Origin of the sequence: Pseudomonas sp. W17 (assembly GCF_040268305.1) — a bacterium.
Taxonomy (GTDB): domain Bacteria; phylum Pseudomonadota; class Gammaproteobacteria; order Pseudomonadales; family Pseudomonadaceae; genus Aquipseudomonas; species Aquipseudomonas protegens.
Genome location: NZ_CP158490.1, coordinates 1,793,843 through 1,818,696 on the forward strand (window position 1 = coordinate 1,793,843; position 24,854 = coordinate 1,818,696).

Sequence of the window (24,854 nt, forward strand, 5' to 3'; positions counted from 1 at the left end):
CCTGGGTACATGGCAAATCCTATCGCACCCGCTACAGAACAAATCGCGTGACCAGGCCATTCAGGTCCACCGCCAGCCGCGACAGTTCCTGGCTCGCGGCGGAGGTCTGGGTGGCGCCCGCGGCCGTCTGGGTCGACAGGTCGCGGATGTTCACCAGGCTGCGGTCCACATCCCGGGCCACCAGTGCCTGCTGCTCGGCGGCACTGGCGATCACCAGGTTGCGCTGGCTGATCTGTGAGATCGCCCCGGTGATCTTCTCCAGCGCGCTGCCTGCGCCGTTGGCCTGCTGCAGGGTTTGCCCGGCCTGTTCGGCGCTGCTCTGCAGAGCGCTGACGGTAGCATCGGTGCCGTGCTGGATACGGTTGATCATCTGTTCGATTTCCTCGGTGGAGTCCTGGGTGCGTTGGGCCAGTGAGCGCACTTCGTCCGCCACCACGGCAAAGCCACGCCCGGCCTCGCCGGCTCGGGCGGCCTCGATTGCGGCATTGAGTGCCAGCAGGTTGGTCTGCCCGGCAATGGCCCGAATTACCTCCAGCACTTTGCTGATGTCCTGGGCCTGGGACGCCAGCCCCTGGGCCTGCTCCGAGGCGCTCAACACTTCACTGACCAGTTGCTGGATCGATGCGATGGTCTGGCTGACTTGATGATGGCCGTGCCGGCTGTCCTGGTCCGAGGCTTGGGAGGCTTCGGCGCTGGAGACCGCGTTGCCGGCGACTTCATCCACGGCCGCGCTCATTTGCGTGACGGCGGTGGCGGCTTGCTCGATTTCATCGTTCTGCAACTGCAGGCCGCGGGTACTTTGTTCCATCACCGAGCTCATCTCCTCGGCGGCCGAGGCCAGCTGCTGCGACGACTCGGCGATGCCACGGATGGTCGAGCGCAGGTTGTCCTGCATGCCGGCCAGGGCCGTCAGCAGTTGCGCCGGTTCATCCCGCCCCTGACCGTTGACGTTCTGGCTCAGGTCGCCGGCGGCGATTGTCCGGGCCACCCCCAGGGCCTGGGCCAGCGGCGCCGTGATGCTGCGGGTCAGCAACCAGGCCAATAGCAAGGTGCTGGCCAGGGCGATTGCAATGATGATGCCGACGATCCACTGCGAACGTTCATAGAGTGTGGCGGCGTCCTCGGCGGCGGTATCGGCGCCTCGCTGGTTGAACTGGATCAGCTCTTCCAGGGCGATGTCCAACTGGCTACCCAGGGGCGCCAGTTCAACATTGAGTCGGGTGTAGGCCTGCTCTTTAAGACCTGCGTCGATCTGCTCGATGATCTGTTGCAGAAGGCGGGTGTACTGGTCGATGGTATTTTTCAGCCGCTCCAGCATTGCCGCTTCCTGCTCATTGGTCATCAGTGCCTTGTGCCGCTCCAGGCGCTGGGCCAGTTCCTGTTGTTCGTCGGCGATCATGCGCTTGCTCTTTTCCCGGCTCTGGGGCTGGTCATTGACCAGCAACCGCAGCGCTTCCAGGCGGATGGTAGCGATGTTGGCAGCACTGTCATGGATGTTCTCGATGCTGGGCATCCACGAGGCTTCTATGACTTTTGCGCTTTCGCGCAGGGTGGCCATCTGCCCCAGGCAGAACAGCCCGACAATCACCAGCAAGCTGGCCAACACCGCAAAACTCAAGCTGGCTCGCAAGCCGATTCGAAGATTCCTGATCAACATCATGTGCTCCTTAAAAACATTAAAAAAACATTCGGCCCTCGCTGATTTAGAGGTGTTGTTTGGGGAGGGTGGGGGCTTTATATGGCAAAGTGCCACTATATTGAAAGGCCCTGAATAGAGCCTTTTCCTCGCTACACCTGAGCTTTTGCAGATGTCGATGGCTTTTTTTTGCGGGGCCGCTTGGCGGGTGTTTCAAGCCTTCACCCCCGCCGGGGGCGGCCTGTAGGTGAATCGATTAAGGTCGGATTCGCCTGACTGATGGTTTTTTGTTGACCGAACGGTCGATTAAAAAACTTGCAGTCAGGCCTGGTAAAGATTTCCTGGCGCGACGGGCCGGGTGAAAAAATGCGCTTCTCCTTGGGACGTTTCACTGGCTAAGCTCTGGCATCGTAAATTCCCGCAGAGGTCTCTTTATGTCGCAGTCATGGCCCGCCGCCGATATCGCTCGAATGATCCTCGATGGCTTCGACGACTACCGCGAGCACTTTCGCCAGATCACCGACGGTGCCCGGCAACGCTTCGAGCAGGCGCAGTGGCAGCAAGCGCAAAAGGCCTCGGCAGCGCGGATCAACCTGTATGAAGAGAAGGTGGGCGAGACCGTGGCCCGCCTGCACCAGGCCTTCAGCACCGAGTCGCTGATGGATGTCAGCCAGTGGCCACTGGTGAAAAGCGCCTACATCAGCCTGATCGACCTGCGCTTTGACGATGAGCTGTCCGAGACCTGGTACAACTCGATCTTCTGCGGCCTGTTCAGCCACGACCTGATCAGCGACGGCTGCATGTTCATCCACACCACCCGGCCCAGCCTGCGCCGGGCCCGGGCCGCGCAGACCCGCAGCTACAAGCCCCAGGGCGAACTGGCAACGATGCTCGAACAGGTGTTCGCCGACTACCGCTTCAGCGAGGACTACGCCGACCTGCCGGGGGACCTGCGGCGCCTGGAGGCGCAATTGCGGGAGAACCTGCCGGATTGGGTGTGCAAGGACCCGGAGCTGACCCTGGAGCTGTTTTCCTCGGTGCTGTACCGCAACAAGGGCGCCTACCTGGTGGGGCGCATCTTCACCCATGAAGAACAGTGGCCGCTGGTGATCCCGCTGCTGCACCGCGAAGGCCGGGGGGTCCAGATCGACGCGCTGATCACCGATGAGGCGGACGTCTCGATCATCTTTTCCTTCACCCGTTCCTACTTCATGGTGGACGTGCCGGTGCCGGCGGAATTCATTGGCTTCCTCAAGCGCATCCTGCCGGGCAAGCACATCGCCGAGCTGTACACCTCCATCGGTTTCTACAAGCACGGCAAGTCGGAGTTCTACCGTGCCCTGATCAACCACCTGGCCAGCACCGACGATCGCTTCATCATGGCTCCCGGGGTGCGCGGTATGGTCATGAGCGTGTTCACCCTGCCGGGCTTCAACACCGTGTTCAAGATCATCAAGGACCGCTTCTCGCCGTCGAAGAACGTCGACCGGGCCACGGTGATCGAGAAATACCGGCTGGTGAAAAGCGTGGATCGGGTGGGCCGCATGGCCGATACCCAGGAGTTCGCCGACTTCCGCTTCCCCCTGAGCAAGTTCGACCCGGCGTGCCTTGAGGAACTGCTGGAAGTGGCGCCCTCCACGGTGGCGGTGGAAGGCCAGACGGTGCTGATCCGCCACTGCTGGACCGAGCGGCGCATGACCCCGCTCAACCTCTACCTGGAGCATGCCAACGAAGCCCAGGTGCGCGAGGCCCTGGAGGACTACGGCCTGGCGATCAAGCAGTTGGCGGCGGCCAACATCTTCCCCGGCGACATGCTGCTGAAGAACTTCGGCGTCACCCGCCATGGCCGGGTGGTGTTCTATGACTACGACGAAATCTGCTTCCTCACCGAAGCCAACTTCCGCCACATTCCGGCCCCCCGCACCCCGGAAGATGAAATGGCTTCCGAACCCTGGTACTCCATCGGCCCCCACGACGTGTTTCCCGAGGAGTTCCCGCCGTTCCTGTTCGCCGATGCCGGCCAGCGCAAGCTGTTCGACCAGCTGCACGGCGAGCTGTACAACGCCGATTACTGGAAGGGCCTGCAGGAGGCCATCCGCGCTGGCAAGGTGATCGATGTCTTCCCTTATCGGCGCCAAGGCCTGGAAGACGAATAAATAGAAGTGCAGGAGCCGGCTTGCCGGCGAAGGCCTCCTCACTGGCCGCTTCGCCGGCAAGCCGGCTCCTACGTATTGCATGGACTTTTCTGCGACAATCGCGCCCTGCCTAAATAGACGACCCTTGCGTACCTGATGACTGACGAATCGCCTGCAATCGACCAACTGCTGAAAAACCTCGATCAAGCCATGCTCGGCGACCGTCACCGGTTGCGCCGGCAGTTGCTCGAACTGCGCAAGAAGCCCGACGAGGCCAAGCTCGCCCAGTGGCTGGAGCGCATGCAGGCTTCCTGCAACCTGGTGACGGCGCGGCGCCAGAGCGTGCCGCAGATCCGCTATGACGACAGCCTGCCGATTGCCGCCAAGCGCGACGAGATCAAGGAGGCGCTGCTCAAGCATCAGGTGCTGATCATTGCCGGCGAGACCGGCTCGGGCAAGACCACCCAGTTGCCGAAGATCTGCCTGGAAATCGGTCGTGGCCAGCATGGCCTGATCGGTCATACCCAGCCCCGGCGGATTGCCGCCCGCAGCGTGGCCAGCCGGGTCGCCGAAGAGCTGGCCACGCCCCTGGGCTCGCTGGTGGGCTACCAGGTGCGCTTCGAGGACCAGAGCGATTCCAGCACCCTGATCAAGCTGATGACCGACGGCATCCTGCTGGCGGAAACCCAGAACGATCGCTACCTGGAACGCTACGACACGATCATCGTCGACGAGGCCCACGAGCGCAGCCTGAACATCGACTTCCTCCTCGGCTACCTCAAGACCCTGCTGCCGCGGCGCCCGGACCTGAAGGTCATCATCACCTCGGCGACCATCGACCTTGAGCGCTTCTCCAAGCACTTCGATAACGCGCCGATCGTCGAGGTCTCCGGCCGTACCTTCCCGGTGGAAACCTGGTATCGCCCGTTGACCCTGGAACAGGACGAGGAGGGCAACCGGGTCGAGGACGACCTCACGGTGGACCAGGCGATCCTCGCCACCCTGGATGAAATCGCCGCCCATGAACGCAGTGAAAGGCGCAGCCCCGGGGATGTGCTGGTGTTCCTGCCCGGCGAGCGGGAGATCCGCGACGCCGCGGAGATGCTGCGCAAGGCCCAGCTCAAGCACACCGAGATCCTGCCGCTGTACGCGCGCCTGTCGCCGGCCGAACAGCAGCGCATCTTCCAGTCCCACCCGGGCCGGCGCGTGGTGCTGGCGACCAACGTCGCCGAAACCTCGCTGACCGTGCCGGGCATCCGCTACGTGATCGACAGCGGCACTGCGCGCATCAGCCGCTACAGCTACCGGGCCAAGGTCCAGCGCCTGCCCATCGAGGCGATTTCCCAGGCCAGCGCCAACCAGCGCAAGGGCCGTTGTGGCCGGGTCGAACCGGGGATCTGCGTACGCCTGTACAGCGAGGAAGATTTCCTCGGCCGGCCGGAATTCACCGACCCGGAGATCCTGCGTACCAACCTGGCGGCGGTGATCCTGCAGATGCTGCACCTGCGCCTGGGGGAAATCACCGCCTTCCCGTTTATCGAACCGCCGGATGGCAAGGCCATCAGTGACGGTTTCAACCTGTTGCAGGAACTCTCGGCGGTCGACCGCAACAGCCAGCTGACACCACTGGGCCGGCAACTGGCGCGCCTGCCGGTGGACCCGCGCATGGGCCGCATGCTGCTGGAAGCGGCCAAGCTCGGCAGCCTCCAGGAAGTGCTGATCGTCGCCAGCGCCATGTCGATCCAGGACCCCCGCGAGCGTCCGCCGGAGCGCCAGCAGGCCGCCGACCAGGCCCACGCCCAGTGGAAGGACGTGGATTCGGACTTCGCCGGGCTGGTCAACCTGTGGCGCGGCTTCGAAGAACAGCGCCAGGCCCTCACCGCCAGCCCGCTGCGCAACTGGTGCCGCAAGAATTTCCTGAACTACCTGCGCCTGCGCGAGTGGCGTGATTCGCACCGGCAATTGAGCCTGATCTGCCGCGACCTGCAACTGAGCCTGAACAAGGAGCCGGCGGACTACCCGAAACTGCACAAGGCGGTGCTGGTAGGCCTGCTCAGCCAGATCGGCCAGAAGACCGAAGACGGTGACTACCTGGGGGCCCGCCAGCGGCGCTTCTGGATCCACCCGTCCTCGGGCCTGGGCAAGAAGCGCCCGCAATGGCTGATGACCGCCGAGCTGGTGGAAACCACCAAGCTCTATGCGCGCATGGTGGCCAGGATCGAGCCGGACTGGATCGAGCCCCTGGCCGGCCATCTGGTGAAGAAGAACCACTTCGAGCCCCATTGGGAGAAGAAGCGCGGCCAGGTAGTGGCCTACGAGCAGATCACCCTGTTCGGCCTGATCGTGGTCGGCCGCCGGCCAGTGCATTACGGCCCGGTGGACCCGGTGGTGTCCCGCGAGCTGTTCATCCGCGAGGCCCTGGTGCGTGGCGAAATCCAGTCCAAGGCCAAGTGCCTGAGCGCCAACACCCAACTGCTGGAACAGCTCGATGCGCTGGAGGCCAAGGCCCGGCGCCGCGACATCCTGGCCGACGAGGAAACCCTGTTCGCCTTCTACGACGCGCGCCTGCCAGCGGAGATCCACCAGACCGCGACCTTCGACAGCTGGTACCGGGTGCACAGCCAGAAGAACCCGCAGTTGTTGATCATGCGCGAGGAAGACGTGCTGGCCCGCGAGGCCAGCGAGGTCACCGCCAAGCAGTACCCGGACACCTTGCATATCGGTGACCTGGAACTGGCCCTGAGTTACCACTTCGAACCCAACCATCCCCGGGACGGCGTGACCCTGCGGGTGCCGGCGCCGCTGCTGCCGGCACTGCCCGCCGAACGCCTGGAATGGCTGGTGCCGGGGCTGATCGAGGCCAAGTGCATCGCCCTGGTGCGCAACCTGCCCAAGGCCCTGCGCAAGAACTTCGTGCCGGTGCCGGACTTCGTCAAGGCCGCCCTGCAGCGCATGGTCTTCGCCGAGGGCTCCTTGCCCCAGGCCCTGGGCCGCGAGCTGCTGCGCATGACCGGGGCCCGGGTCAGCGACGAGGCCTGGAGCGAAGCCGAACAACAGGTGGAAAGCCACCTGCGGATGAACCTGGAAATCGTCGACGCCCAGGGCAAGTTCCTCGGCGAAGGCCGCGACCTGGCCGAACTGACCGCGCGTTTCGCCGAAGCCAGCCAGGCTGCCCTGGCGGTGCCGCAGACTGCCAAGAGCCAGCAACCGGTGCAAGCCAAGGTATTTGCCGCGGTGGCGGAAAAGACCCAGCAGAAGATCGCCGGGCTGTCGATGACGGTGTACCCGGCCCTGGTGGAGGAGGCGGGTACGGTCAAGGAAGGGCGCTTCTCCACCGCTGCCGAAGCCGAGTTCCAGCATCGCCGGGCCTTGCAGCGCCTGCTGTTGCAGCAACTGGCCGAGCCGGCCAAGTTCCTGCGGGGCAAGTTGCCGGGCCTTACCGAGCTGGGCCTGCTGTACCGCGAACTGGGTCGGGTCGATGCGCTGGTGGAGGACATACTCCTGGCCAGCCTCGACAGTTGCATTCTTGAAGGCGAGGCCGTGCTGCCTCGGGATGGCGCGGGCCTGGCCTCCCTGGCCGAGCGCAAGCGTGGTGCCTGGACCGAGCACGCCGAGCGCCTGGCACGCCTGACCCTGGAGATCCTCAAGCTCTGGCACGGCCTGCAAAAACGCTTCAAGGGCAAGATCGACCTGGCCCAGGCCGTGGCCCTCAACGACATCAAGGCCCAGCTGGCGAACCTGGTGTACCCGGGCTTTGTCCGGGAAACCCCGGCCCTGTGGCTCAAGGAACTGCCGCGTTACCTCAAGGCCGTGGAACTGCGCTTCGAGAAACTCGGCAGCCAGGTGCAGAAGGACCGGGTCTGGAGCAGCGAGCTCACGGGCCTGTGGAGCCAGTACCAGACCCGGGCCCAGAAGCATGCCCAGGAAGGCAAGCGCGACCCGCAGCTGGAGCTGTACCGCTGGTGGCTGGAGGAGTACCGGGTGTCCCTGTTCGCCCAGCAGTTGGGGACCAAGGTGCCGATTTCCGACAAGCGCCTGAGCAAGCAGTGGAGCCTGGTCGAGGCCTGATCCAAAGCCCTTCGTAGGCGTTGGGTTGCCAGTGGAAGCGCCGCTAGGGGCGATACCGGGTTGACTCCGTCGATCTTGCAGTTGCGGCGAAATGGCGGAGGTTATGGCAAACTCCGCCGTCATAAATGCCGGCCCCGGCTATCTGCATCGCAGGCAGCCTGGGCGGATCGGAATAAAGCGATGCCAGAAACGGCTCCCTTGGCGGGAATCGTCTCTTTACGGTTTGGCACGTGAGTGCCAATACCTTCTGCCTCAACACATTAGAGGAACGACCGTGCACAACGTCGTCATCAGCGGCACCGGCCTGTTTACCCCGGCCAACAGCATCTCCAACGAAGAGCTGGTGGAATCGTTCAATACCTACGTCCACCAGTTCAACAGTGACAACGCTGCCGCCATCGAGCGCGGCGAAGTGCAGGCCCTGACCGAATCCAACGCTGCCTTCATCGAAAAGGCCTCGGGCATCAAGAGCCGCTTCGTCATGGACAAGGACGGCATCCTCGACCCGCAGCGCATGGCTCCACGCCTGCCGGAACGCTCCAACGACGAGTGGTCGGTACTCTGTCAGATGGCCGTGGCCGCTGCCGAGCAAGCCCTGCAGCGGGCCGGCAAGACTGCCGCCGACATCGACGGGGTGATCGTCGCCTGCTCCAACCTGCAGCGCGCCTACCCGGCCATCGCCATCGAAGTCCAGGCCGCACTGGGCATCCAGGGTTTTGGCTTCGACATGAACGTAGCCTGCTCCTCGGCAACCTTCGGCATCCAGGCCGCCGCCAACAGCGTGCAGCTGGGCCAGGCCCGGGCGATCCTGATGGTCAACCCGGAAGTCTGCACCGGGCACCTGAACTTCCGTGACCGCGACAGCCACTTCATCTTCGGCGACGCTGCCACCGCGGTGATCATCGAACGCGCCGACCTGGCCACCTCCGAGCACCAGTTCGACATCGTCAGCACCAAGCTGCTGACCCAGTTCTCCAACAACATCCGCAACAACTTCGGCTTCCTCAACCGCACGGCGGAAGAGGGCATCGGCGCGCCGGACAAGCTGTTCGTCCAGGAAGGCCGCAAGGTGTTCCGTGACGTGTGCCCGATGGTGGCGGAACTGATCGCCGCGCATCTGGAAGAGAACCAGCTCAACGTCAGCGATGTGAAGCGCTTCTGGCTGCACCAGGCCAACCTCAGCATGAACCACCTGATCGTCAAGAAACTCCTGGGCCGCGAAGCCTCGGTGGAAGAGGCGCCAGTGATTCTCGACACCTACGCCAACACCAGTTCGGCGGGTTCGGTGATTGCCTTCCACAAGTACCAGGACGATCTGGCCAGCGGTTCCCTGGCTGTGCTCAGTTCCTTCGGTGCCGGTTATTCGATTGGTAGCGTCCTGCTGCGCAAGCGTTGATCTAGGCTGATTGAGGTGTGGCGCCGGGCGGGATTGGCGCGTCACACCCTCTCAAACCTGCATGATTGAACGAGGCACGAATGGCTGCTGCTGATGACACGCAACTGCTAGAGCGCCTGTTGGCGGGCGAACAAAAGGCTTACAAGGAGCTGGTTGGCACCTACCAGAGCGCCATGCGCGCCGTGGCTTACGCCATTGTCGGCAACCGCCACGCCGACGAAGTGGTACAGGACGCCTGGCTGTCGGTGGTGCGCAACCTGGCGGGTTTTCAGGGGCGTTCCAGCCTCAAGACCTGGCTGCTGACCATCACCGCCAACGCGGCCAAGAGCCGCTACAAGCAAAATCGCCGGGAAGTATTGCTCGATGATCTGCCGGCGCCCCATGGCACGGTAGGCGATGAGCGTTTCTCTTCCACAGACGGCCACTGGCTGGTGGCGCCTTTCGCCTGGCACGAAGACACCCCGGAAGCCCTGCTGACCGAGTCTGAGCTGCGTGACTGCCTGGAGCACACCCTGCTCAGCCTGTCCGAGTTGCAGAGCAGTGTCCTGCTGTTGCGCGAACGCCAGGGCCTGGAGCTGGAAGAGATCTGTAACCTTTTGGGGCTCACGCTCTCCAATGTCCGGGTACTGCTGCACCGGGCGCGTCTGAAGGTCTTCGCCACCGTGGAGCATTTTGAGGAAACCGGCCAATGCTGACCTGTAAGGAACAAGTGGCACGATCCAGCGATTATCTCGATGGCCAGTTGAGCTTTCGCGAGCGCTTGATGGTGCGCCATCACCTGATGTTCTGCCCCAATTGCCGGCGTTTCATTCGCCAGATGCGCCTGCTCCAGGCCACCTTGCGAGTGCTTCCGGAGCCGCCCCTGGAAGGTCTCGATGAACTGGCCGAGCGTCTGGCCGCCGAGCGCCAGAACCACCGCTGATCCTGCCTCCCCCCATGACTCTGTAGCCGCTGTCGAGCCCCGGCGAGGCTGCGAAAAGGCCCGCAGGGCCTTGCTTGACGGTCTCCCGTCGAACCTGCAGCGCCCTCGGGATCGCGGCGTCTCCTACGGAGCCGTGCGCCGCCTCGCCGGGGCTCGACGGCTACAGACGCCACATGAAACTGTCATCCGATCAAAGGTGACAGGGTTCTTGTGTCCCCCTATTCCCCCGCAAAACCCAGGGCAAAGGCTCTAGTACAGGCTTTTTGCCTTATTTCATTTCGAAGTAAAAAAGTTCCCCTGTAATCAAATCTTTATCTATCAGCAACCCGGCTGAAATAACCCCTCGCCAAGATTCCCACCCAACACCAGCGGGCCAACCCCGCGTGTTTTCCAACGCTACAGACCACCAATTAGGGGAACTCTTCGATGATCCGTAAGCACTTCGCCGGTTTTGCCGCCAGCGCCCTGGCCCTGGCAGTAACCGCCCAGGCTTTCGCTGGCACCGTCACCACCGACGGCGCCGATATCGTAGTCAAAACCAAGGGCGGCCTTGAGGTTGCTACCACCGACTCCGCGTTCAGCTTCAAGCTGGGCGGTCGTCTGCAAGCCGACTATGGCCGTTTCGACGGGTTCTACACCAAGAATGGTGACAGCGGCGACGGCGCGTACTTCCGCCGCGCCTATCTGGAATTGGGCGGCACCGCCTACAAGGATTGGAAATACCAGATCAACTACGACTTCTCCCACAACTCGGGCACCGCCGATGACGGTTACTTCGACGAGGCGTCCATCTCCTACGTCGGCTTCAAGCCGGTGACCCTGCGCGCCGGCCGCTTCGACGAAGACTTCGGCCTGGAGAAGGCCACCAGTTCCAAGTGGGTTACCGCCATGGAGCGTAACGCCGCCTACGAGCTGGCCGACTGGGTCAACTCCCACGAGAACGGCATGGGCCTGCAGGCCAGCTCGGTGGTCGCCGACATGGCCTACCTGTCCGGCAGCGTGGCGGCCAAGGACATCAACGACAAGGACGGCGACAGCGTCAAGCAGTTCAACGCGCGTGCCGTGTTCGCCCCGATGCACGAGACCGGCAACGTCCTGCACTTCGGTCTGGACTTTGCCAGCCGTGATGTGAGCGACACCGCTTTCGACTCGCGGATCCGCCCACGCCTGGGCGTGCGTGGTATCGCCACCAACGGCGGCAACGATGCCGGCACCAACGGCAACCGTGCCACCTTCGGCGGCGGCGCCGGCCTCAACGCGTCGAGCCAGACGGCCGTTGGCGCCTATGACAATGACCGGGTGTTCGGCGGTGAATTCGCCTTCGCCACCGGCCCGTTCTCGGCCCAGGCGGAATACCTGACCCGCAAGCTGCAGGCCGACAGCAACGCCTACAAGGACGTCAAGGCCACCGGTTTCTACGGCCAACTGGCCTATACCCTGACCGGCGAGGCCCGGGTGTACAAACTCGACGGCGCCAAGTTCGACACCATCAAGCCCGAGAACAAGCAGTACGGTGCCTGGGAAGTGTTCTACCGCTACGACAACATCAAGGTCGATGACAAGAACGTCGTAGCCGCCACCGCCACCCGTGACGTCGGCGATGCCAAGGCCACCATGAACACCATCGGGGTCAACTGGTACGCCAACGAGGCGATCAAGATTTCCGCCAACTACATCAAGGTCAACACCGACAAGATCACCAACAACGTTGGCGATGACAGCGGCGATGCCCTCGTAGCCCGTGTGCAGTACGTGTTCTAACGCTGTTGCAACACCCAGGTAGAGCTCTTTCTCATCCGTTATAGCTCCTCTCGTTTTAACCCCGCCCCGGCGGGGTTTTTTTTTGCCCGCTGCACGGGCGCCTCTCAAGGGCAGGCGGTTTCGTGCAGGTACAGCCACTGCGCCGCATCGCCCTGCACGCGAATGATCGCCAGGGACAGGCGCGCGCTTTCGACCTGGCCCAGGCGGTGGGTTTCCTTGTAGTGGATCGCCGCGCTCTGGCCTTCCTGCCACACACAGCGCACCTGGCTGATGCTGATTTCCAGACCGGGGCGTTGGCCCAGGCCTTCGCGAAACAGCTGTTCCACCTGCTCGCGGCCGACCATGGCGCCGCCGGTGGTGACCATCTGGAAGTCTTCGGCGAACAGCCCCAGCAAGGGATCGATGCAGGCCTCGGCATCCCCGCGCTGGTTGGTGAAGACGCTGTGAATCAGTTGGTGAATCCAGTGCACGCTGTATTGCGCCTGTCTAGCGATCGAGTTGGGCATGGGAGGCCTCGGGTGGTGGGAGTCGGTTCAGGGTCAACAGGGGTAGCAGGCCGGCTGCGGCGGCCAGCAAAAGGCTCAGGTGGTAGGCGCCGGTGACGCCCCGATAACCCAGCAGCGGGTTGTAGAGCATCAGCAGCAAGGCCGCGCCGAGGCTGAAGGCCATCTGCCGGTTGATGTTCCAGATCACGCTGGCCTTGTGCGTATCGGCGCCGTCGAAGTCCAGCAGGGCGGTGGTCTGCGCGGTATTGGCACCGGCGCCGCCGCCCAGGCCCATCAGCAGGTAGGCCAGGCTGATCAGGGGCAGATCGGCCAGCGAATCGACCCCGTACAGGCTGGCGATGCCGGCGCTGTGCAGCACCAGGGCGATGGCGAACAGCCGTGCGGCGCCCAGGCGATTGTACAAACGTCCGCAGGCGAGCATCGCCAGCAGTGCGCCGGCGGCATACAGCAGCATGAACATGCCGCTGTGCTGGGCGCTCAGGTGCAGGCTCTCCTGAAGGAAGAACAGGCTCAGCAGATTGACCCCGGTGAAGAGCCCGGGGATCGCGTGATAGATAGCCACCGACAGGCCCAGGCGCGGATTTTTCAGCAGCCGCAGTTCGACGATGGGCCGGGCGCAGGCCCGACAGTGACGCCGGTAGCACTCGGCCAATAGCAGGCCGGCAACCAGGCCCGGTGCGGCCTGATGGGCCGGGTAGCCGCTGCCGTACAGCGACATGCCGAGCAACAGGCAGCCCAGGCTCGCAGTCACCAGCAGCAGGCCGCGCAGGTCCGGGCGCGGCGGTGGCGCCGAGCGCTCGGCGTTGATCCAGCACCAGGACAGCAACGCCGCCAGCAGCGACAGCGGCAGGCTGGCGAAGAACACCCAGCGCCAGGAACTGTGGTCGACAATGGCCCCACCCACCGTGGGCGACAGCGCTGGCGCCAGTAGCGCCACGGCCATCACCAGGGTGGAGATCCGCGCCCGTTGCGTGCCCTGGAACAGGTTGAAGGTCAGTGCCTGCCCCAGGGGAATCAGCAGGCCGCCGGCCATGCCCTGGACCAGCCGCCAGAACACCAGTGGCATGAAGCTGTCGGCCAGCCCGCACATCAGCCCGGCAACGCTGAACAGCAGCATCGAGGCGCAGAGCACCTGGCGGTTGCCGAAACGCGCCGCGAGCCAGGTGCTGATGGCGATCACCAGGGTCAGGCCGAGGATGTAGGCATTGGCGACCCAGGCCACGGCGGCGCTGGACACTTGCAGTTGGGCGGCGATAGCGGGCATGGCCACCGCCGACATGAAAATGTTGACGCAGTCGATGAAGAACCCGAGAAGGAATACCACCGCCACTTTGTATCTGTAAGTCATGCCGTCTCCCTTTTGGCGCGCAGCTTAGGGAGCTTGGGGGCAGGGTGTCGAGGTGCCTATACTTGACGCATTGTTTAATAGGATTTGACAGTGAGCGAAAATTTTCACGGCCAGCTGCACCGGGTACAGACCTTTCTTGCGGTGGTGGACTTCGGCTCATACACCCGCGCCGCGCAGTACCTGGGCATCAGCAAGGCCATGGCCAGCCTGCACATAAAGGCCCTGGAGCAAGCGCTGGCGAGCACCTTGCTGATCCGCACCACGCGGCAGGTGACACTGACCGAGACCGGCCAGGCCCTCTACGACGAGTTCAAGGGGATTGTCGCCAATATCGACACCGCCTTCGACAATGTGCTGCACGGGCGCGACCGGGTCAGTGGCAAGTTGCGCATCAGCTCCACGGCGGAGTATGCCGAGACGTTTGTGTTGCCGATCCTGCCGTTGTTCACCGCGCGTTATCCCGAGGTGCGCCTGAGTTATCACTTCAACTCGTCGTTGAATGATCTGGTGGCGGAAAAGCTCGACCTGGTGATCCGCCTCGGGCACCTGGCGGACTCGGGGTTCAAGGGGCGCCAGCTGGCGGACTACGCCATTGTCCTGGTGGCCAGCCCGGCGCTGCTCAAGGACCGGCAGGTGACGCAGCCTGAAGAGTTCGATGCCTGGCCCTGGATTGGCAACAGCAACCTGGGCGGGCCGCCGGGCTGGACCTTCAGTCATCCGCGCCGTGGCGAGGTGGAGGTCAAGGTCAGCCCCGGGCACGAGTCCAACTCGGCGACGGCGATTCGCGCCATGGCCCTGGCCGGCCTGGGGCTGGCGGTGCTGCCGGAGTGGATGGTCCTCGATGACCTGGGCAACGGGCGGCTGGTGCGGGTATTGCCCGAGTACCGGCTGGCCACGCAGCCGGTGCATGTGCTGTTTCCCAACAGTGCGCACCTGCCGCGCAAGTCCCGGGTGTTCATCGACTTTCTGGCGGAGCACCTGGGGCGCTAGCGCTGCGGCGGTTTCGGTGAACCCGGGGATGGAGGATACTCCCCGGGTTGTTCGATCTGAATTCCGGGGACCCCGATGCCGCTGCAATCCTTGAACAGCCTGTCCGCCGTCGATCCTGCGCAATGGGATGGCCTGCTCAAGGACGGGCAGCCCTTTGTGCGCCACGCCTTTCTCAGTGCCCTGGAAGACAGCGGCAGCCTTGGCCCGCGCTCTGGCTGGCAGGCCGAGCACCTGCTGCATGTCGAAGACGGTCGGCTGCTGGCGGCGCTGCCCAGCTATCGCAAATGGCATTCCTACGGCGAATACGTGTTCGATCATGGCTGGGCGGATGCCTGCGACCGGGCCGGAATCGACTACTACCCCAAGCTGCTGACGGCGGTGCCGTTCAGCCCGGTGAGCGGCGCCCGGGTGCTGGCAGCGACCCAGGCAGATGCGCTCGAACTGCTGAAAAGCCTGCCCGGCTACCTGGAGATCGAAGGACTTTCCAGTGCCCATATCAACTTCACCGACGATTTCAGCGACGCGGCCCTGGAGCAGCAACCGGGCTGGCTGCAGCGCCTGGGCTGCCAGTTTCACTGGCAGAACCGTGGCTACCGGGACTTTCAGGATTTCCTCGATGCCCTGAGCTCGCGCAAGCGCAAGCAGATGCGCAAGGAGCGCGAGCAGGTGGCGGGGCAGGGCATTGATTTCCAGTGGCTTGAAGGCCATGAACTGGACCAGGGGCAGTGGGATTTCGTCTATGCCTGCTACGCCAACACCTACGCAGTGCGGCGCCAGTCACCCTACCTGACCCGAGCATTTTTCAGCCTGCTGGCCGAGCGCATGCCCGAAGCGATCCGCGTGGTCCTGGCCAAGCAGGGCGGGCGCCCGGTGGCCATGGCCTTCAGCCTGGTGGGCGGCGACAGTTTCTATGGGCGCTACTGGGGTTGCCTGGCGGAGTTCGACCGCCTGCATTTCGAGACCTGTTTCTACCAGGGCATGGAGTACGCCATCGCCCAGGGGCTGCAGCGCTTCGACGCCGGCGCCCAGGGCGAGCACAAGCTGATTCGCGGCTTCGAGCCGGTGCTCACCCGCTCCTGGCACTACCTGCGCCATCCCGGGCTGAAGGCTGCGGTGAAGGATTTCCTGCAACAGGAACAGGCCGGAATCCGCGCCTATGCGCAAGAGGCGAGGGACGCCTTGCCCTATCGGCAGGCGTGACCCTCGCCAGCGTTGCTCAGCCGTCTTCCTTGCCCAGCCAGCGATAGACCACACCGCCGATCACTGCGCCAAGGATCGGCGCCAGCCAGAACATCCACAGCTGCTGCAACGCCCAGCCGCCGACGATCAGCGCCGGTCCGGTGCTGCGGGCCGGGTTGACCGAGGTGTTGGTGACCGGGATCGAGATCAGGTGGATCAGGGTCAGGGCCAGGCCGATGGCGATGGGCGCCAGCCCCGCCGGGGCGCGTTTGTCGGTGGCGCCGAGGATGATCACCACGAACATCAAGGTCATCACCAACTCACAGACAAAACCCGCGGCCATGGAGTAGCCGCCGGGGGAGTGTGCGCCATAGCCGTTGGACGCCAGCCCCGAGGCCAGTTCGAACCCCGGCTTGCCGCTGGCGATGAAGTACAGCAGCGCCGCGGCGATTACCCCGCCGATCACCTGCGCGACGATATAGGCCGGCAGTTCCCTGGCCGGAAAGCGTCCACCCACCACCAGCCCGACGGACACCGCGGGGTTCAGGTGGCAACCGGAGATATGTCCGATGGCGAAGGCCATGGTCAGCACCGTCAGGCCGAAGGCCAGGGCGACCCCGAGCAGGCCGATACCGACGTTGGGAAAGGCCGCCGCCAGCACGGCGCTGCCGCAACCGCCCAGGACCAGCCAGAACGTACCGAGCAATTCGGTGACAGAACGTTTGAACAAAGACATGAGAGAGTCCTTGATAGGTCAACCTATCAACGCGATACAACTGTTATGCATCCCGCAGGTTAACTACAGGTTCCGCTCCGGAACCTAGGCTGAGTACAGCAGGCTTTCGGCGCAATTCCACTCGCCCATGAAAAACGCCAGGGCCCCCTGAAACCGGGGGCTCTGGCGCATTGTGCGGCAGCGGCTACAGAGGCTCAGTCGATGCCGACGAAGCCTCCGGTCTGGTGCTGCCACAGGCGCGCATACAGGCCGCCATGGGCCAGCAGTTCGGCGTGGGTACCGGTCTCGGCGATGCGCCCCTGTTCCAGGACCACCAGGCGGTCCATGCGGGCGATGGTGGAGAGGCGGTGGGCGATGGCGATCACGGTCTTGCCTTGCATCAGGGTCTCCAGGCTTTCCTGGATCGCCGCTTCCACTTCCGAGTCCAGGGCCGAGGTGGCTTCGTCCATGATCAGGATCGGTGCATCCTTGAGCAGCACCCGGGCAATGGCGATGCGCTGGCGCTGGCCGCCGGACAACTTGACCCCGCGTTCGCCGACATGGGCGTCGAAGCCGGTGCGGCCCTGGGCGTCGGACAACAACGGGATGAACTCGTCGGCACGCGCCTTGCGCACTGCTTCCCAGAGTTCCTCGTCGGTGGCGTCGGGGCGGCCGTAGAGCAGGTTGTCGCGGATCGAGCGGTGCAGCAGCGAGGTGTCCTGGGTGATCATGCCGATGCGTTCGCGCAGGCTTTCCTGGGTTACCCCGGCGATGTCCTGGCCGTCGATGAGGATCTTGCCGCCCTGTAGGTCGTAGAGGCGCAGCAGCAGGTTGACCAGGGTTGATTTGCCGGCCCCGGACGGGCCGATCAGGCCGATCTTCTCTCCCGGGCGGATCTCCAGGTTGAGGTCGCTGATGACCCGGTTGGCCTTGTCGTAGTGGAATTCCACATGTTCGAAACGCACGCCGCCCTGGGCCACCGCCAGCTTCGGCGCCTGCTCGCGGTCGGTGAGTTGCAGGGGCTGGGCGATGGTCTTCAGGCCGTCCTCGACCATGCCGATGTTTTCGAAGATGCCGTTGATCACCCACATGATCCAGCCGGACATGTTGACGATGCGGATCACCAGCCCGGTGGCCAGGGCAATGGCCCCGGCGCTGATCAGCGACTGGCTCCACAGCCACAGGGCCAGGCCGGTGGTGCCGGCGATCAGCAGGCCGTTGAGGCTGGTGATGGTCACGTCCATGGCGGTGACCACGCGCCCGGCCAGCTGGCTCTTTTCGGTCTGCTCCGCGATCGCCTCGCGGGCGTAGCTCTGCTCGAAGTGGGTATGGGCGAAGAGCTTGAGGGTGGTGATGTTGGTGTAGCCGTCGACGATTCGCCCCATCAGCTTGGAGCGGGCGTCGGAGGCGTCCACCGAGCGCTTCTGGATGCGTGGCACGAAGTAGCGCATGGCACCGATGAAGCCGGCGATCCACAGCAGCAGCGGGATCATCAGGCGCCAGTCGGCGTCGGCGAACAGCACCAGGGAACCGATGGCGTAGATGGTCACGTGCCACAGGGCATCGATCACCTGCACCGAGGAGTCCTGCAGCGAATAGCCGGTCTGCATGATGCGCTGGGCGATGCGCCCGGCGAAGTCGTTCTGGAAGAAGTTCAGGCTCTGGCGCAGCACGTAGCTGTGGTTCTGCCAGCGGATCAGGCTGGTCATGCCAGGGTTGATGGTCTGGTGCATCAGGAGGTCGTGCAGGCCCACCATCAGGGGCCGGAACAGCAGCGCCACCACCGCCATCCAGGCCAGTTCCAGGCCGTGGTCGGAAAACACCTGGACGCTGGGGGTGCCCTGGGCCAGGTCGATGATGGTGCTCAGGTAGCTGAACAGCGACACCTCGATCAGGGCCACGAACAGGCCCACCACCAGCAGGGCGACGAAGCTCGGCCAGACTTGCTTTATGTAGTGGAAGTAGAAGGGCAGGACCCGGTTGGGCGGGGTGGCGCTGGGAGCGTCGCGGAAGATGTCGATCAGTTGTTCAAAACGACGAAAGAGCATGGGGTCTGAAGCCCGGGGTACGGGCTCTCCTGTGCAGAAAACGGACGGGGCGCCGGGTAGGGCGCCGCCGTCGGGACAGGCTGCGAAGTATCAGTCGATACGCTTGGCCGACTTGATCAGTACCGGGTCGATCGGCACGTTCTGCATGCCCTGCTTGGTGGTGGTCTGGGAGTTGACGATCTGGTCCACCACGTCCATGCCGCTCACCACCTTGGCGAATACGGCGTAGCCGGCATCGCGGCCCGGGTCGAGGAAGGCGTTGTCGGCGACGTTGATGAAGAACTGGCTGGTGGCCGAGTTGGGGTTCGAGGTACGGGCCATGGACAGGGTGCCACGCACGTTATGCAGGCCGTTGGAGGCTTCGTTCTTGATCGGGTCGCGTGTGTCTTTCTGCACCATCTGCGCGGTGAAGCCACCGCCCTGGACCATGAACCCCGGGATCACCCGGTGGAAGATGGTGTTGGTGTAGAAGCCGCTGTCGACGTAGTCGAGGAAGTTCTTGCTGGAGATCGGTGCCTTGACCGGGTCCAGTTCCACTTCGATCTTGCCGAAGCTGGTGTCCAGCAGGACGTGGGGCGCCTTGGCCGGTTGCGCGGCCATCAGGTTGGCCGCGAAGAGTACGGAGCCGGCGACGAGGGCGATTTTTTTCAGCATGGGTCAGTGATCCTGGGTGGTGGTGTCGACTGTGGTCATGAAGTCCAGCAGGGTTTGGTTGAAGCGCTGCGGCTGGTCCAGCGGCGTGGCGTGTCGGGAGTCCTCGATCACCACCAGCCGCGCGTCCGGCAGCAGTTTGACATAAGCCTCCTTGAGCGCCACCGGGGTGTAGTCGCGGTCGGCGCTGACGACCAGGGTTGGACAGGTGATTCGTGACAGACGTTCCTGAACCCCCCAACCGACGATGGCGTCGAAGCTGGCGAGATAAGCACGTTTGTCGTTTTTTGCCCAGCGCTCGGCCATCTTCTGCCGCAGCTCGCTCTGCTCCGGCTTGGGAAACAGCCGCGGGCCCAGGGCCTTGCCGATGGCGCTCGGGCTCAGCACCCGGGCCAGGCTCCAGCGCTTGAACCACTGCCAGTAGTCGTTGGCGCTGCGCAGCTTGACCTCGGGGCCGCTGTTGACGATGCACAGGCTCTTGAGCAACTGCGGCTGGTCCACCCCCAGCTGGAAGCCGATCATGCCGCCCATGGACAGCCCGACGTAGTGGGCCGGGCCCAGGTTCAGGTGCTCGATCAGCGCCACGATGTCGGCGGTGAAGCCCGGGATGCTGTAACGCTCCCGGGGTTTGTCGGAACGTCCGTGACCGCGAATGTCCGGGATGATCAGCCGGTAGCGGGCCGAGAGTTCGGGGATCTGTTTTTCCCAGTCCAGGGCGCTGGAGCCCAGGCCATGGACCAGCAGCAGGGGTTCGCCCCGGCCGTATTCCTCGTAGTGCAGGGTGCAACCTTCATGCTCGAAATAGGCCATGGCAGAACTCCTGTTCTGGTGGGGGTGGCGTCAGGCTTGCTCGGGGGCGGCAAAGGGCGCATCCAGGGGCGCGGTGTCGAAGGTGCGCAGCAGCTCCACGAGGATCTGCGTCGCCGGGCCCAGGGGTTTGTCCTTGTTGGAGTAAAGGTAGAAGGTCGGGTGGCGGCTGCCGCCCTGGTCCAGGGGCAGGACCTTGAGCAGGCCTTCGCGCAGCTCGCGCTCGATCAGGTGCCGGGGCAGCCAGGCAAAGCCCAGGCCGCTGCCGACGAAGGTCGCGGCGGTGGCCAGGCTGCCCACGGTCCAGCGCTGTTCGGCGCCGAGCCAGCCGACATCTCGCGGTTGCTGGCGGCCGGAGTCGCGGATCACCACTTGCAACTGGCTTTCCAGGTCCTGGAAATGCAGTTCCCGCTGCAGGCGGTGCAGGGCGTGTTCCGGGTGGGCCACGGCGACGAACTCCACCGAGCTCATCTCGGTACCCAGGTAGCCGGGAATGTTGAAGCCGCTGATGGCCAGGTCGGCCACGCCTTCGAGTAGCACTTCCTCGACCCCGGACAGCACTTCTTCGCGCAGGCGCACGCGGCAGCCACGGCTTTGCGGCATGAAGGCGGTCAGGGCGCGTACGAGGCGCGCGTTGGGGTAGGCAGCGTCCACCACCAGGCGTACTTCGGCTTCCCAGCCCTGTTCCATATGGTGGGCCAGGTCTTCCAGCTGGCTGGCCTGCTTGACCAGTTGCCGGGAGCGGCGCAGCAACACGCCGCCGGCTTCGGTGAGCACCGCCTTGCGGCCGTCGATGCGTAGCAGCGGCACGCCGAGCTGGTCCTGCATGCGGGCCACGGTGTAGCTGACCGAGGACTGGGACCGGTGCAGCGCTTCGGCGGCCTGGGCGAAACCGCCGTGGTCGACCACCGCCTGCAGGGTGCGCCATTGATCCAGGGTCACGCGGGGCGCTTTCATGAGGGGCTCCTCTTGTCCTAAGCTGGCGCTCCTTACTGGAGACTGCCGAATGAGAAAATTCTGTTGTGTGTTGCTGGCTCTGTTGCCCTTGAGCGCCTGGGCCTATCCCATCGAAGTCCAGAAGCAGCTCAACGGCCAGAGCATCGATTACACCGCCTATGACACCGATGAAGACATCGGCTCCATCCAGTTGAACAACTACGGCAAGAGCGATGCGCTGTGCTCGGTGGTGTTTCGCAATGGCCCCGAAGCGCCGCGCACCCGCAAGGTGGAAGTCGCCACAGGGCAGAGCAAGAACGTCACCGCCAAGTTCAATCGCAAGATCATCAAGCTGCGCCTGGACCTGACCTGCCAGGCCAAATGATCGAAGTGGGCCCGGCCCGGCCGATTGCTGCAGGGCTGGCTCCGCTTATAAACGAATTTGTTGATTGGTTATAGCAGTTATTTGCGCTTTTTCATCGATATCACTCTGTTTAATCTGCGCTCCATCGACTTACGCATACCCCCGATGGAGATTTGTGCCATGTCCCGCGTCCTGATCATTGAAAGCAGTGCCCGCCAGCAGGATTCCGTATCCCGCCAGTTGACCCAGACCTTTATCCAGCAATGGCAAGCCGCCCACCCGGGTGATTCGATCACGGTACGCGACCTGGCCCGCAACCCGGTGCCGCACCTGGATGCCAACCTGCTGGGGGGCTGGATGAAACCCGCCGAGCAGCGCAGCGCCGCCGAGCAGGACTCCCTGCAACGCTCCAATGAATTGACCGAGGAATTGCTGGCCGCCGACGTCCTGGTCATGGCCGCGCCGATGTACAACTTCGCCATTCCCAGCACCCTCAAGGCCTGGCTCGACCACGTACTGCGCGCCGGGGTGACCTTCAAGTACACCGACACCGGGCCCCAGGGCCTGCTCACCGGCAAGCGTGCCTACGTGCTTACTGCCCGCGGCGGTATCTACGCCGGCAGCACCGCGGACCACCAGGAACCCTACCTGCGCCAGGTGATGGGCTTTATCGGCATTCACGATGTCGAGTTCATCCACGCCGAAGGCCTGAACCTGGGGGGCGACTTCCACGAGAAGGGCCTGAACCAGGCCAATGCCAAGCTGGCCCAGGTGGCCTGAGCCGCGATTCTTGAGCCCAGGCGCCGCTCAGCGAAGGGCAGGGCGGCGCCGTTAATCCGCAGATAATCCACCGGTGTTCAAGTAGCGCCTGCGCATCCCCCTTCAAGCCGGTTCGCGCATCGAACCTCCCTTTGTACTGGTTGCTACTTCAGTACCGACGCCCGATTGCACGCCTAGCGAGATCGGGCTTTTTTTTTGCCCGGGATTTCATCTGAGGGGGCAAAACCGCTATCGTCGCCGCCATTCAAGACGAGGCGAACATGGGCTATCTACTTTTTGTCACGCTGATCCAGGCGTTTTCCTTCAGCCTGATCGGCGAATACCTGGCCGGGCATGTCGACAGTTACTTCGCGGTGCTGGTGCGGGTGCTGCTGGCGGGGCTGGTGTTCATTCCACTGACCCGCTGGCGCCGGGTGGCCCCGGCCTTCATGCGCGGCATGCTGCTGATCGGTGCGCTGCAGTTCGGCATCACCTACGTGTGCCTGTACCTGAGCTTTCGCGTGCTGACGGTGCCGGAAGTACTGCTGTTCACCATCCTCACGCCGTTGCATGTGACCCTGATCGAAGACGCCCTGAACCGGCGCTTCAACCCCTGGGGCCTGCTGGCGGCGCTGGTGGCGGTGGCAGGCGCGGTGGTGATCCGCTACGACAGCGTCAACCCGGACTTCTTCATGGGCTTCTTGCTGCTGCAACTGGCCAACTTCACCTATGCCGCCGGGCAAGTGCTGTACAAGCACCTGGTGGCGCGCTACCCCAGCGACGAGCCGCACTACCGCCGCTTCGGCTACTTCTACCTGGGGGCGCTGCTGGTGGTGTTGCCGGCGTTCCTGCTGTTCGGCAAGGCCCACTACCTGCCCGACGCGCCGCTGCAATGGGCGGTGCTGCTGTTCCTCGGCCTGGTGTCCACGGCCCTGGGCATGTACTGGTGGAACAAGGGCGCGTGCCTGGTGACCGGCGCCACCCTGGCGGTGATGAACAACCTGCATGTGCCGGTGGGGCTGTTGATCAACCTGCTGATCTGGAACCAGCACGAAGACCTGGGGCGGCTGTTGCTGGGCGGGTTGGTGATTCTGGGGGCGGTGTGGATCAGCCGCCGGGGCGCGGCGCCGCGCCTGACGCCCTAACCTGTAGGAGCCGGCTTGCCGGCGAAAGGGCCCGCAAGCGTTGCGTCTGGCCGGCCAACGCCTTCGCTGGCAAGCCAGCTCCTACCGGGTTATAGAGCCTGCTTCTCTACCGTCGGCACATGGCTGGCCCCCAGCACCGCGGGCAGTAGGCCGGCCCGCAGGTCGGTGCCGCTGGGGTGCTGGTACAGGTTCAGGCCGAATTCCGGCATCACCGCCAGCAGGTAATCGAAGATATCCCCCTGGATGCGCTCGTAATCCACCCACGCGGTGGTGCGGGTGAAGCAGTAGATCTCCAGGGGAATGCCCTGGGCCGTGGTCTGCATCTGGCGCACCATGCAGGTCATGTTCGGCTGGATTTCCGGGTGGCTCTTCAGGTACGCCAGGGCATAGGCGCGAAAGGTGCCGATATTGGTCATGCGCCGGCGGTTGGCCGACAGCGCGGCGACGTTGCCCTGGGCTTCGTTCCAGCTTTTGAGCTCGGACTGCTTACGCCCGATGTAGTCGGTGAGCAGGCGCACCTTGCTCAGGCGCACTTCTTCGTCGTCATGCAGGAAGCGCACGCCGCTGGCGTCGATGTACAGGCTGCGCTTGATCCGCCGGCCGCCGGACTGCTGCATGCCGCGCCAGTTCTTGAACGATTCGCTCATCAACCGCCAGGTGGGGATGGAGACAATGGTCTTGTCGAAGTTCTGCACCTTGACCGTGTGCAGGGTGATGTCCACCACGTCGCCGTCAGCGCCGACCTGGGGCATTTCGATCCAGTCGCCGACCCGCAGCATGTCGTTGCTGGTCAACTGTACGCTGGCCACGAAGGACAGCAGGGTGTCCTTGTAGACCAACAGGATCACCGCCGACATGGCGCCCAGGCCCGACAGCAGCAACAGCGGCGAGCGGTCGATCAGGGTGGCGACGATAATGATCGCGCCAAACACGTACAACACCATTTTCGCCAACTGCACATAGCCCTTGATCGAGCGGGTGCGGGCGTGTTCGGTGCGCGCGTAAATGTCCAGCAGGGCATTGAGCAGGGCGCTCAGGGCCAGGAGCTGGAACAGGATGGTGAAGGCCATGGCCAGGTTGCCGAGGAACAGCAGGCTGGTCTTGCTCAGCTCCGGTACCAGGTGCAGGCCGAACTGGATCACCAGGGATGGAGTCATCTGTGCCAGGCGGTGGAATACCTTGTTGTGGCGCAGGTCGTTGAGCCAGTGCAGGGCCGGCTGGCGGCCCAGCAGCTTGACCGCGTGCAGCACCAGGTAGCGTGCCACTCGTCCGACCAGCAGGGCGACCACCAGTAACAGGGCCAGGCCGATGCCGGCGTGCAGGAGAGGGTGTTGGTCGAGTGCTCCCCAGAGATCCTGGGTATTGAGCCAGAGCTGTTTGAAATCCATGGGCTAAAACGATTCTTCTATAAGGCACAGGAGGGGGATTAGAGCATTTAACCCTGGGAAAGTTACGGTTAAGGACAAATCGGTTAACAAAAAACCAACT

General features: G+C 63.9%; 20 protein-coding genes. 11 read left to right on the plus strand and 9 right to left on the minus strand.

Features of this window, described 5'->3' with window-relative positions:
- Nucleotides 1-31: 31 nt before the first annotated feature.
- On the minus strand, nucleotides 32-1,657 hold the full coding sequence (locus ABCR88_RS08280) for a methyl-accepting chemotaxis protein (protein ID WP_350404391.1): 1,626 nt from the start codon (nucleotides 1,655-1,657) through the stop codon (nucleotides 32-34).
- Between the two features lie 413 nt (nucleotides 1,658-2,070).
- On the opposite strand from ABCR88_RS08280, the gene aceK reads away from it, so the two are divergent.
- The 6 genes from aceK to ABCR88_RS08310 all read left to right on the plus strand — a co-directional run bounded on the left by aceK (nucleotide 2,071) and on the right by ABCR88_RS08310 (nucleotide 11,918).
- Nucleotides 2,071-3,792 carry a bifunctional isocitrate dehydrogenase kinase/phosphatase gene (aceK, locus tag ABCR88_RS08285; protein WP_350404393.1) on the plus strand — a complete coding sequence of 574 codons (1,722 nt, stop codon included), beginning with the start codon at nucleotides 2,071-2,073 and terminating at the stop codon, nucleotides 3,790-3,792.
- A gap of 135 nt (nucleotides 3,793-3,927) precedes the next feature.
- Entirely contained in the window at nucleotides 3,928-7,839 is a 3,912-nt protein-coding gene (gene hrpA / locus ABCR88_RS08290) for an ATP-dependent RNA helicase HrpA (protein ID WP_232642630.1), read from the plus strand.
- A gap of 274 nt (nucleotides 7,840-8,113) precedes the next feature.
- Nucleotides 8,114-9,235 carry a beta-ketoacyl-ACP synthase III gene (locus tag ABCR88_RS08295; protein WP_232642629.1) on the plus strand — a complete coding sequence of 374 codons (1,122 nt, stop codon included), beginning with the start codon at nucleotides 8,114-8,116 and terminating at the stop codon, nucleotides 9,233-9,235.
- Nucleotides 9,236-9,315: 80 nt separating this feature from the next.
- The gene (locus ABCR88_RS08300) at nucleotides 9,316-9,930 is read left to right on the plus strand and encodes an RNA polymerase sigma factor (protein ID WP_350404395.1); all 615 of its coding nucleotides are present in this window, start codon (nucleotides 9,316-9,318) and stop codon (nucleotides 9,928-9,930) included.
- Complete coding sequence (locus ABCR88_RS08305; protein WP_232642628.1) at nucleotides 9,924-10,157, plus strand: zf-HC2 domain-containing protein; 234 nt, start codon at nucleotides 9,924-9,926, stop codon at nucleotides 10,155-10,157. Before ABCR88_RS08300 ends, ABCR88_RS08305 begins: the two co-directional genes overlap by 7 nt.
- Before the next feature lie 426 nt (nucleotides 10,158-10,583).
- Nucleotides 10,584-11,918, plus strand: a complete 1,335-nt coding sequence (locus ABCR88_RS08310) for an OprO/OprP family phosphate-selective porin (protein WP_011059873.1) — start codon at nucleotides 10,584-10,586, stop codon at nucleotides 11,916-11,918.
- Between the two features lie 104 nt (nucleotides 11,919-12,022).
- On the opposite strand, the gene ABCR88_RS08315 is transcribed toward ABCR88_RS08310, so the two are convergent.
- On the minus strand, nucleotides 12,023-12,424 hold the full coding sequence (locus ABCR88_RS08315; RefSeq protein WP_026019998.1) for a nuclear transport factor 2 family protein: 402 nt from the start codon (nucleotides 12,422-12,424) through the stop codon (nucleotides 12,023-12,025).
- Complete coding sequence (locus ABCR88_RS08320; protein WP_350404398.1) at nucleotides 12,405-13,772, minus strand: MFS transporter; 1,368 nt, start codon at nucleotides 13,770-13,772, stop codon at nucleotides 12,405-12,407. The genes ABCR88_RS08315 and ABCR88_RS08320 overlap by 20 nt, the downstream gene beginning before the upstream one ends.
- A gap of 84 nt (nucleotides 13,773-13,856) precedes the next feature.
- On the opposite strand from ABCR88_RS08320, the gene ABCR88_RS08325 reads away from it, so the two are divergent.
- The gene (locus tag ABCR88_RS08325) at nucleotides 13,857-14,762 is read left to right on the plus strand and encodes a LysR family transcriptional regulator (RefSeq protein WP_350404399.1); all 906 of its coding nucleotides are present in this window, start codon (nucleotides 13,857-13,859) and stop codon (nucleotides 14,760-14,762) included.
- A gap of 75 nt (nucleotides 14,763-14,837) precedes the next feature.
- Nucleotides 14,838-15,962, plus strand: coding sequence for a GNAT family N-acetyltransferase (locus ABCR88_RS08330; RefSeq protein WP_232642624.1), 1,125 nt, complete (start codon nucleotides 14,838-14,840; stop codon nucleotides 15,960-15,962).
- 16 nt (nucleotides 15,963-15,978) lie between these two features.
- On the opposite strand, the gene aqpZ is transcribed toward ABCR88_RS08330, so the two are convergent.
- The 5 genes from aqpZ to ABCR88_RS08355 form a co-directional block, all read right to left on the minus strand.
- Nucleotides 15,979-16,677 (minus strand): aquaporin Z, encoded by a 699-nt coding sequence (gene aqpZ, locus ABCR88_RS08335; protein WP_011059878.1) that lies wholly within the window; start codon nucleotides 16,675-16,677, stop codon nucleotides 15,979-15,981.
- 194 nt (nucleotides 16,678-16,871) lie between these two features.
- Nucleotides 16,872-18,704 carry an ABC transporter ATP-binding protein gene (locus ABCR88_RS08340; RefSeq protein ID WP_350404400.1) on the minus strand — a complete coding sequence of 611 codons (1,833 nt, stop codon included), beginning with the start codon at nucleotides 18,702-18,704 and terminating at the stop codon, nucleotides 16,872-16,874.
- 90 nt (nucleotides 18,705-18,794) lie between these two features.
- Nucleotides 18,795-19,358 carry a peptidylprolyl isomerase A gene (locus tag ABCR88_RS08345; protein ID WP_011059880.1) on the minus strand — a complete coding sequence of 188 codons (564 nt, stop codon included), beginning with the start codon at nucleotides 19,356-19,358 and terminating at the stop codon, nucleotides 18,795-18,797.
- Nucleotides 19,359-19,361: 3 nt separating this feature from the next.
- On the minus strand, nucleotides 19,362-20,165 hold the full coding sequence (locus ABCR88_RS08350; RefSeq protein ID WP_350404401.1) for an alpha/beta hydrolase: 804 nt from the start codon (nucleotides 20,163-20,165) through the stop codon (nucleotides 19,362-19,364).
- 30 nt (nucleotides 20,166-20,195) lie between these two features.
- A complete protein-coding gene (locus ABCR88_RS08355; RefSeq protein ID WP_011059882.1) occupies nucleotides 20,196-21,119 on the minus strand; it encodes a LysR family transcriptional regulator in 924 nt (307 codons plus the stop codon).
- A 49-nt stretch (nucleotides 21,120-21,168) separates the two neighbouring features.
- On the opposite strand from ABCR88_RS08355, the gene ABCR88_RS08360 reads away from it, so the two are divergent.
- The 3 genes from ABCR88_RS08360 to ABCR88_RS08370 all read left to right on the plus strand — a co-directional run bounded on the left by ABCR88_RS08360 (nucleotide 21,169) and on the right by ABCR88_RS08370 (nucleotide 23,366).
- Nucleotides 21,169-21,483: a 3-phosphoglycerate kinase gene (locus tag ABCR88_RS08360; protein ID WP_350404402.1), complete on the plus strand. Its 315-nt coding sequence runs from the start codon at nucleotides 21,169-21,171 to the stop codon at nucleotides 21,481-21,483.
- 159 nt (nucleotides 21,484-21,642) lie between these two features.
- Nucleotides 21,643-22,242 carry an FMN-dependent NADH-azoreductase gene (locus tag ABCR88_RS08365; RefSeq protein ID WP_011059884.1) on the plus strand — a complete coding sequence of 200 codons (600 nt, stop codon included), beginning with the start codon at nucleotides 21,643-21,645 and terminating at the stop codon, nucleotides 22,240-22,242.
- Nucleotides 22,243-22,502: 260 nt separating this feature from the next.
- Nucleotides 22,503-23,366 (plus strand): carboxylate/amino acid/amine transporter, encoded by an 864-nt coding sequence (locus ABCR88_RS08370; protein ID WP_011059885.1) that lies wholly within the window; start codon nucleotides 22,503-22,505, stop codon nucleotides 23,364-23,366.
- A gap of 89 nt (nucleotides 23,367-23,455) precedes the next feature.
- Here the strand turns inward: ABCR88_RS08370 and ABCR88_RS08375 are convergent, their stop codons facing one another.
- Complete coding sequence (locus ABCR88_RS08375) at nucleotides 23,456-24,754, minus strand: mechanosensitive ion channel family protein (protein WP_350404404.1); 1,299 nt, start codon at nucleotides 24,752-24,754, stop codon at nucleotides 23,456-23,458.
- Between the last annotated feature and the right edge of the window lie 100 nt (nucleotides 24,755-24,854).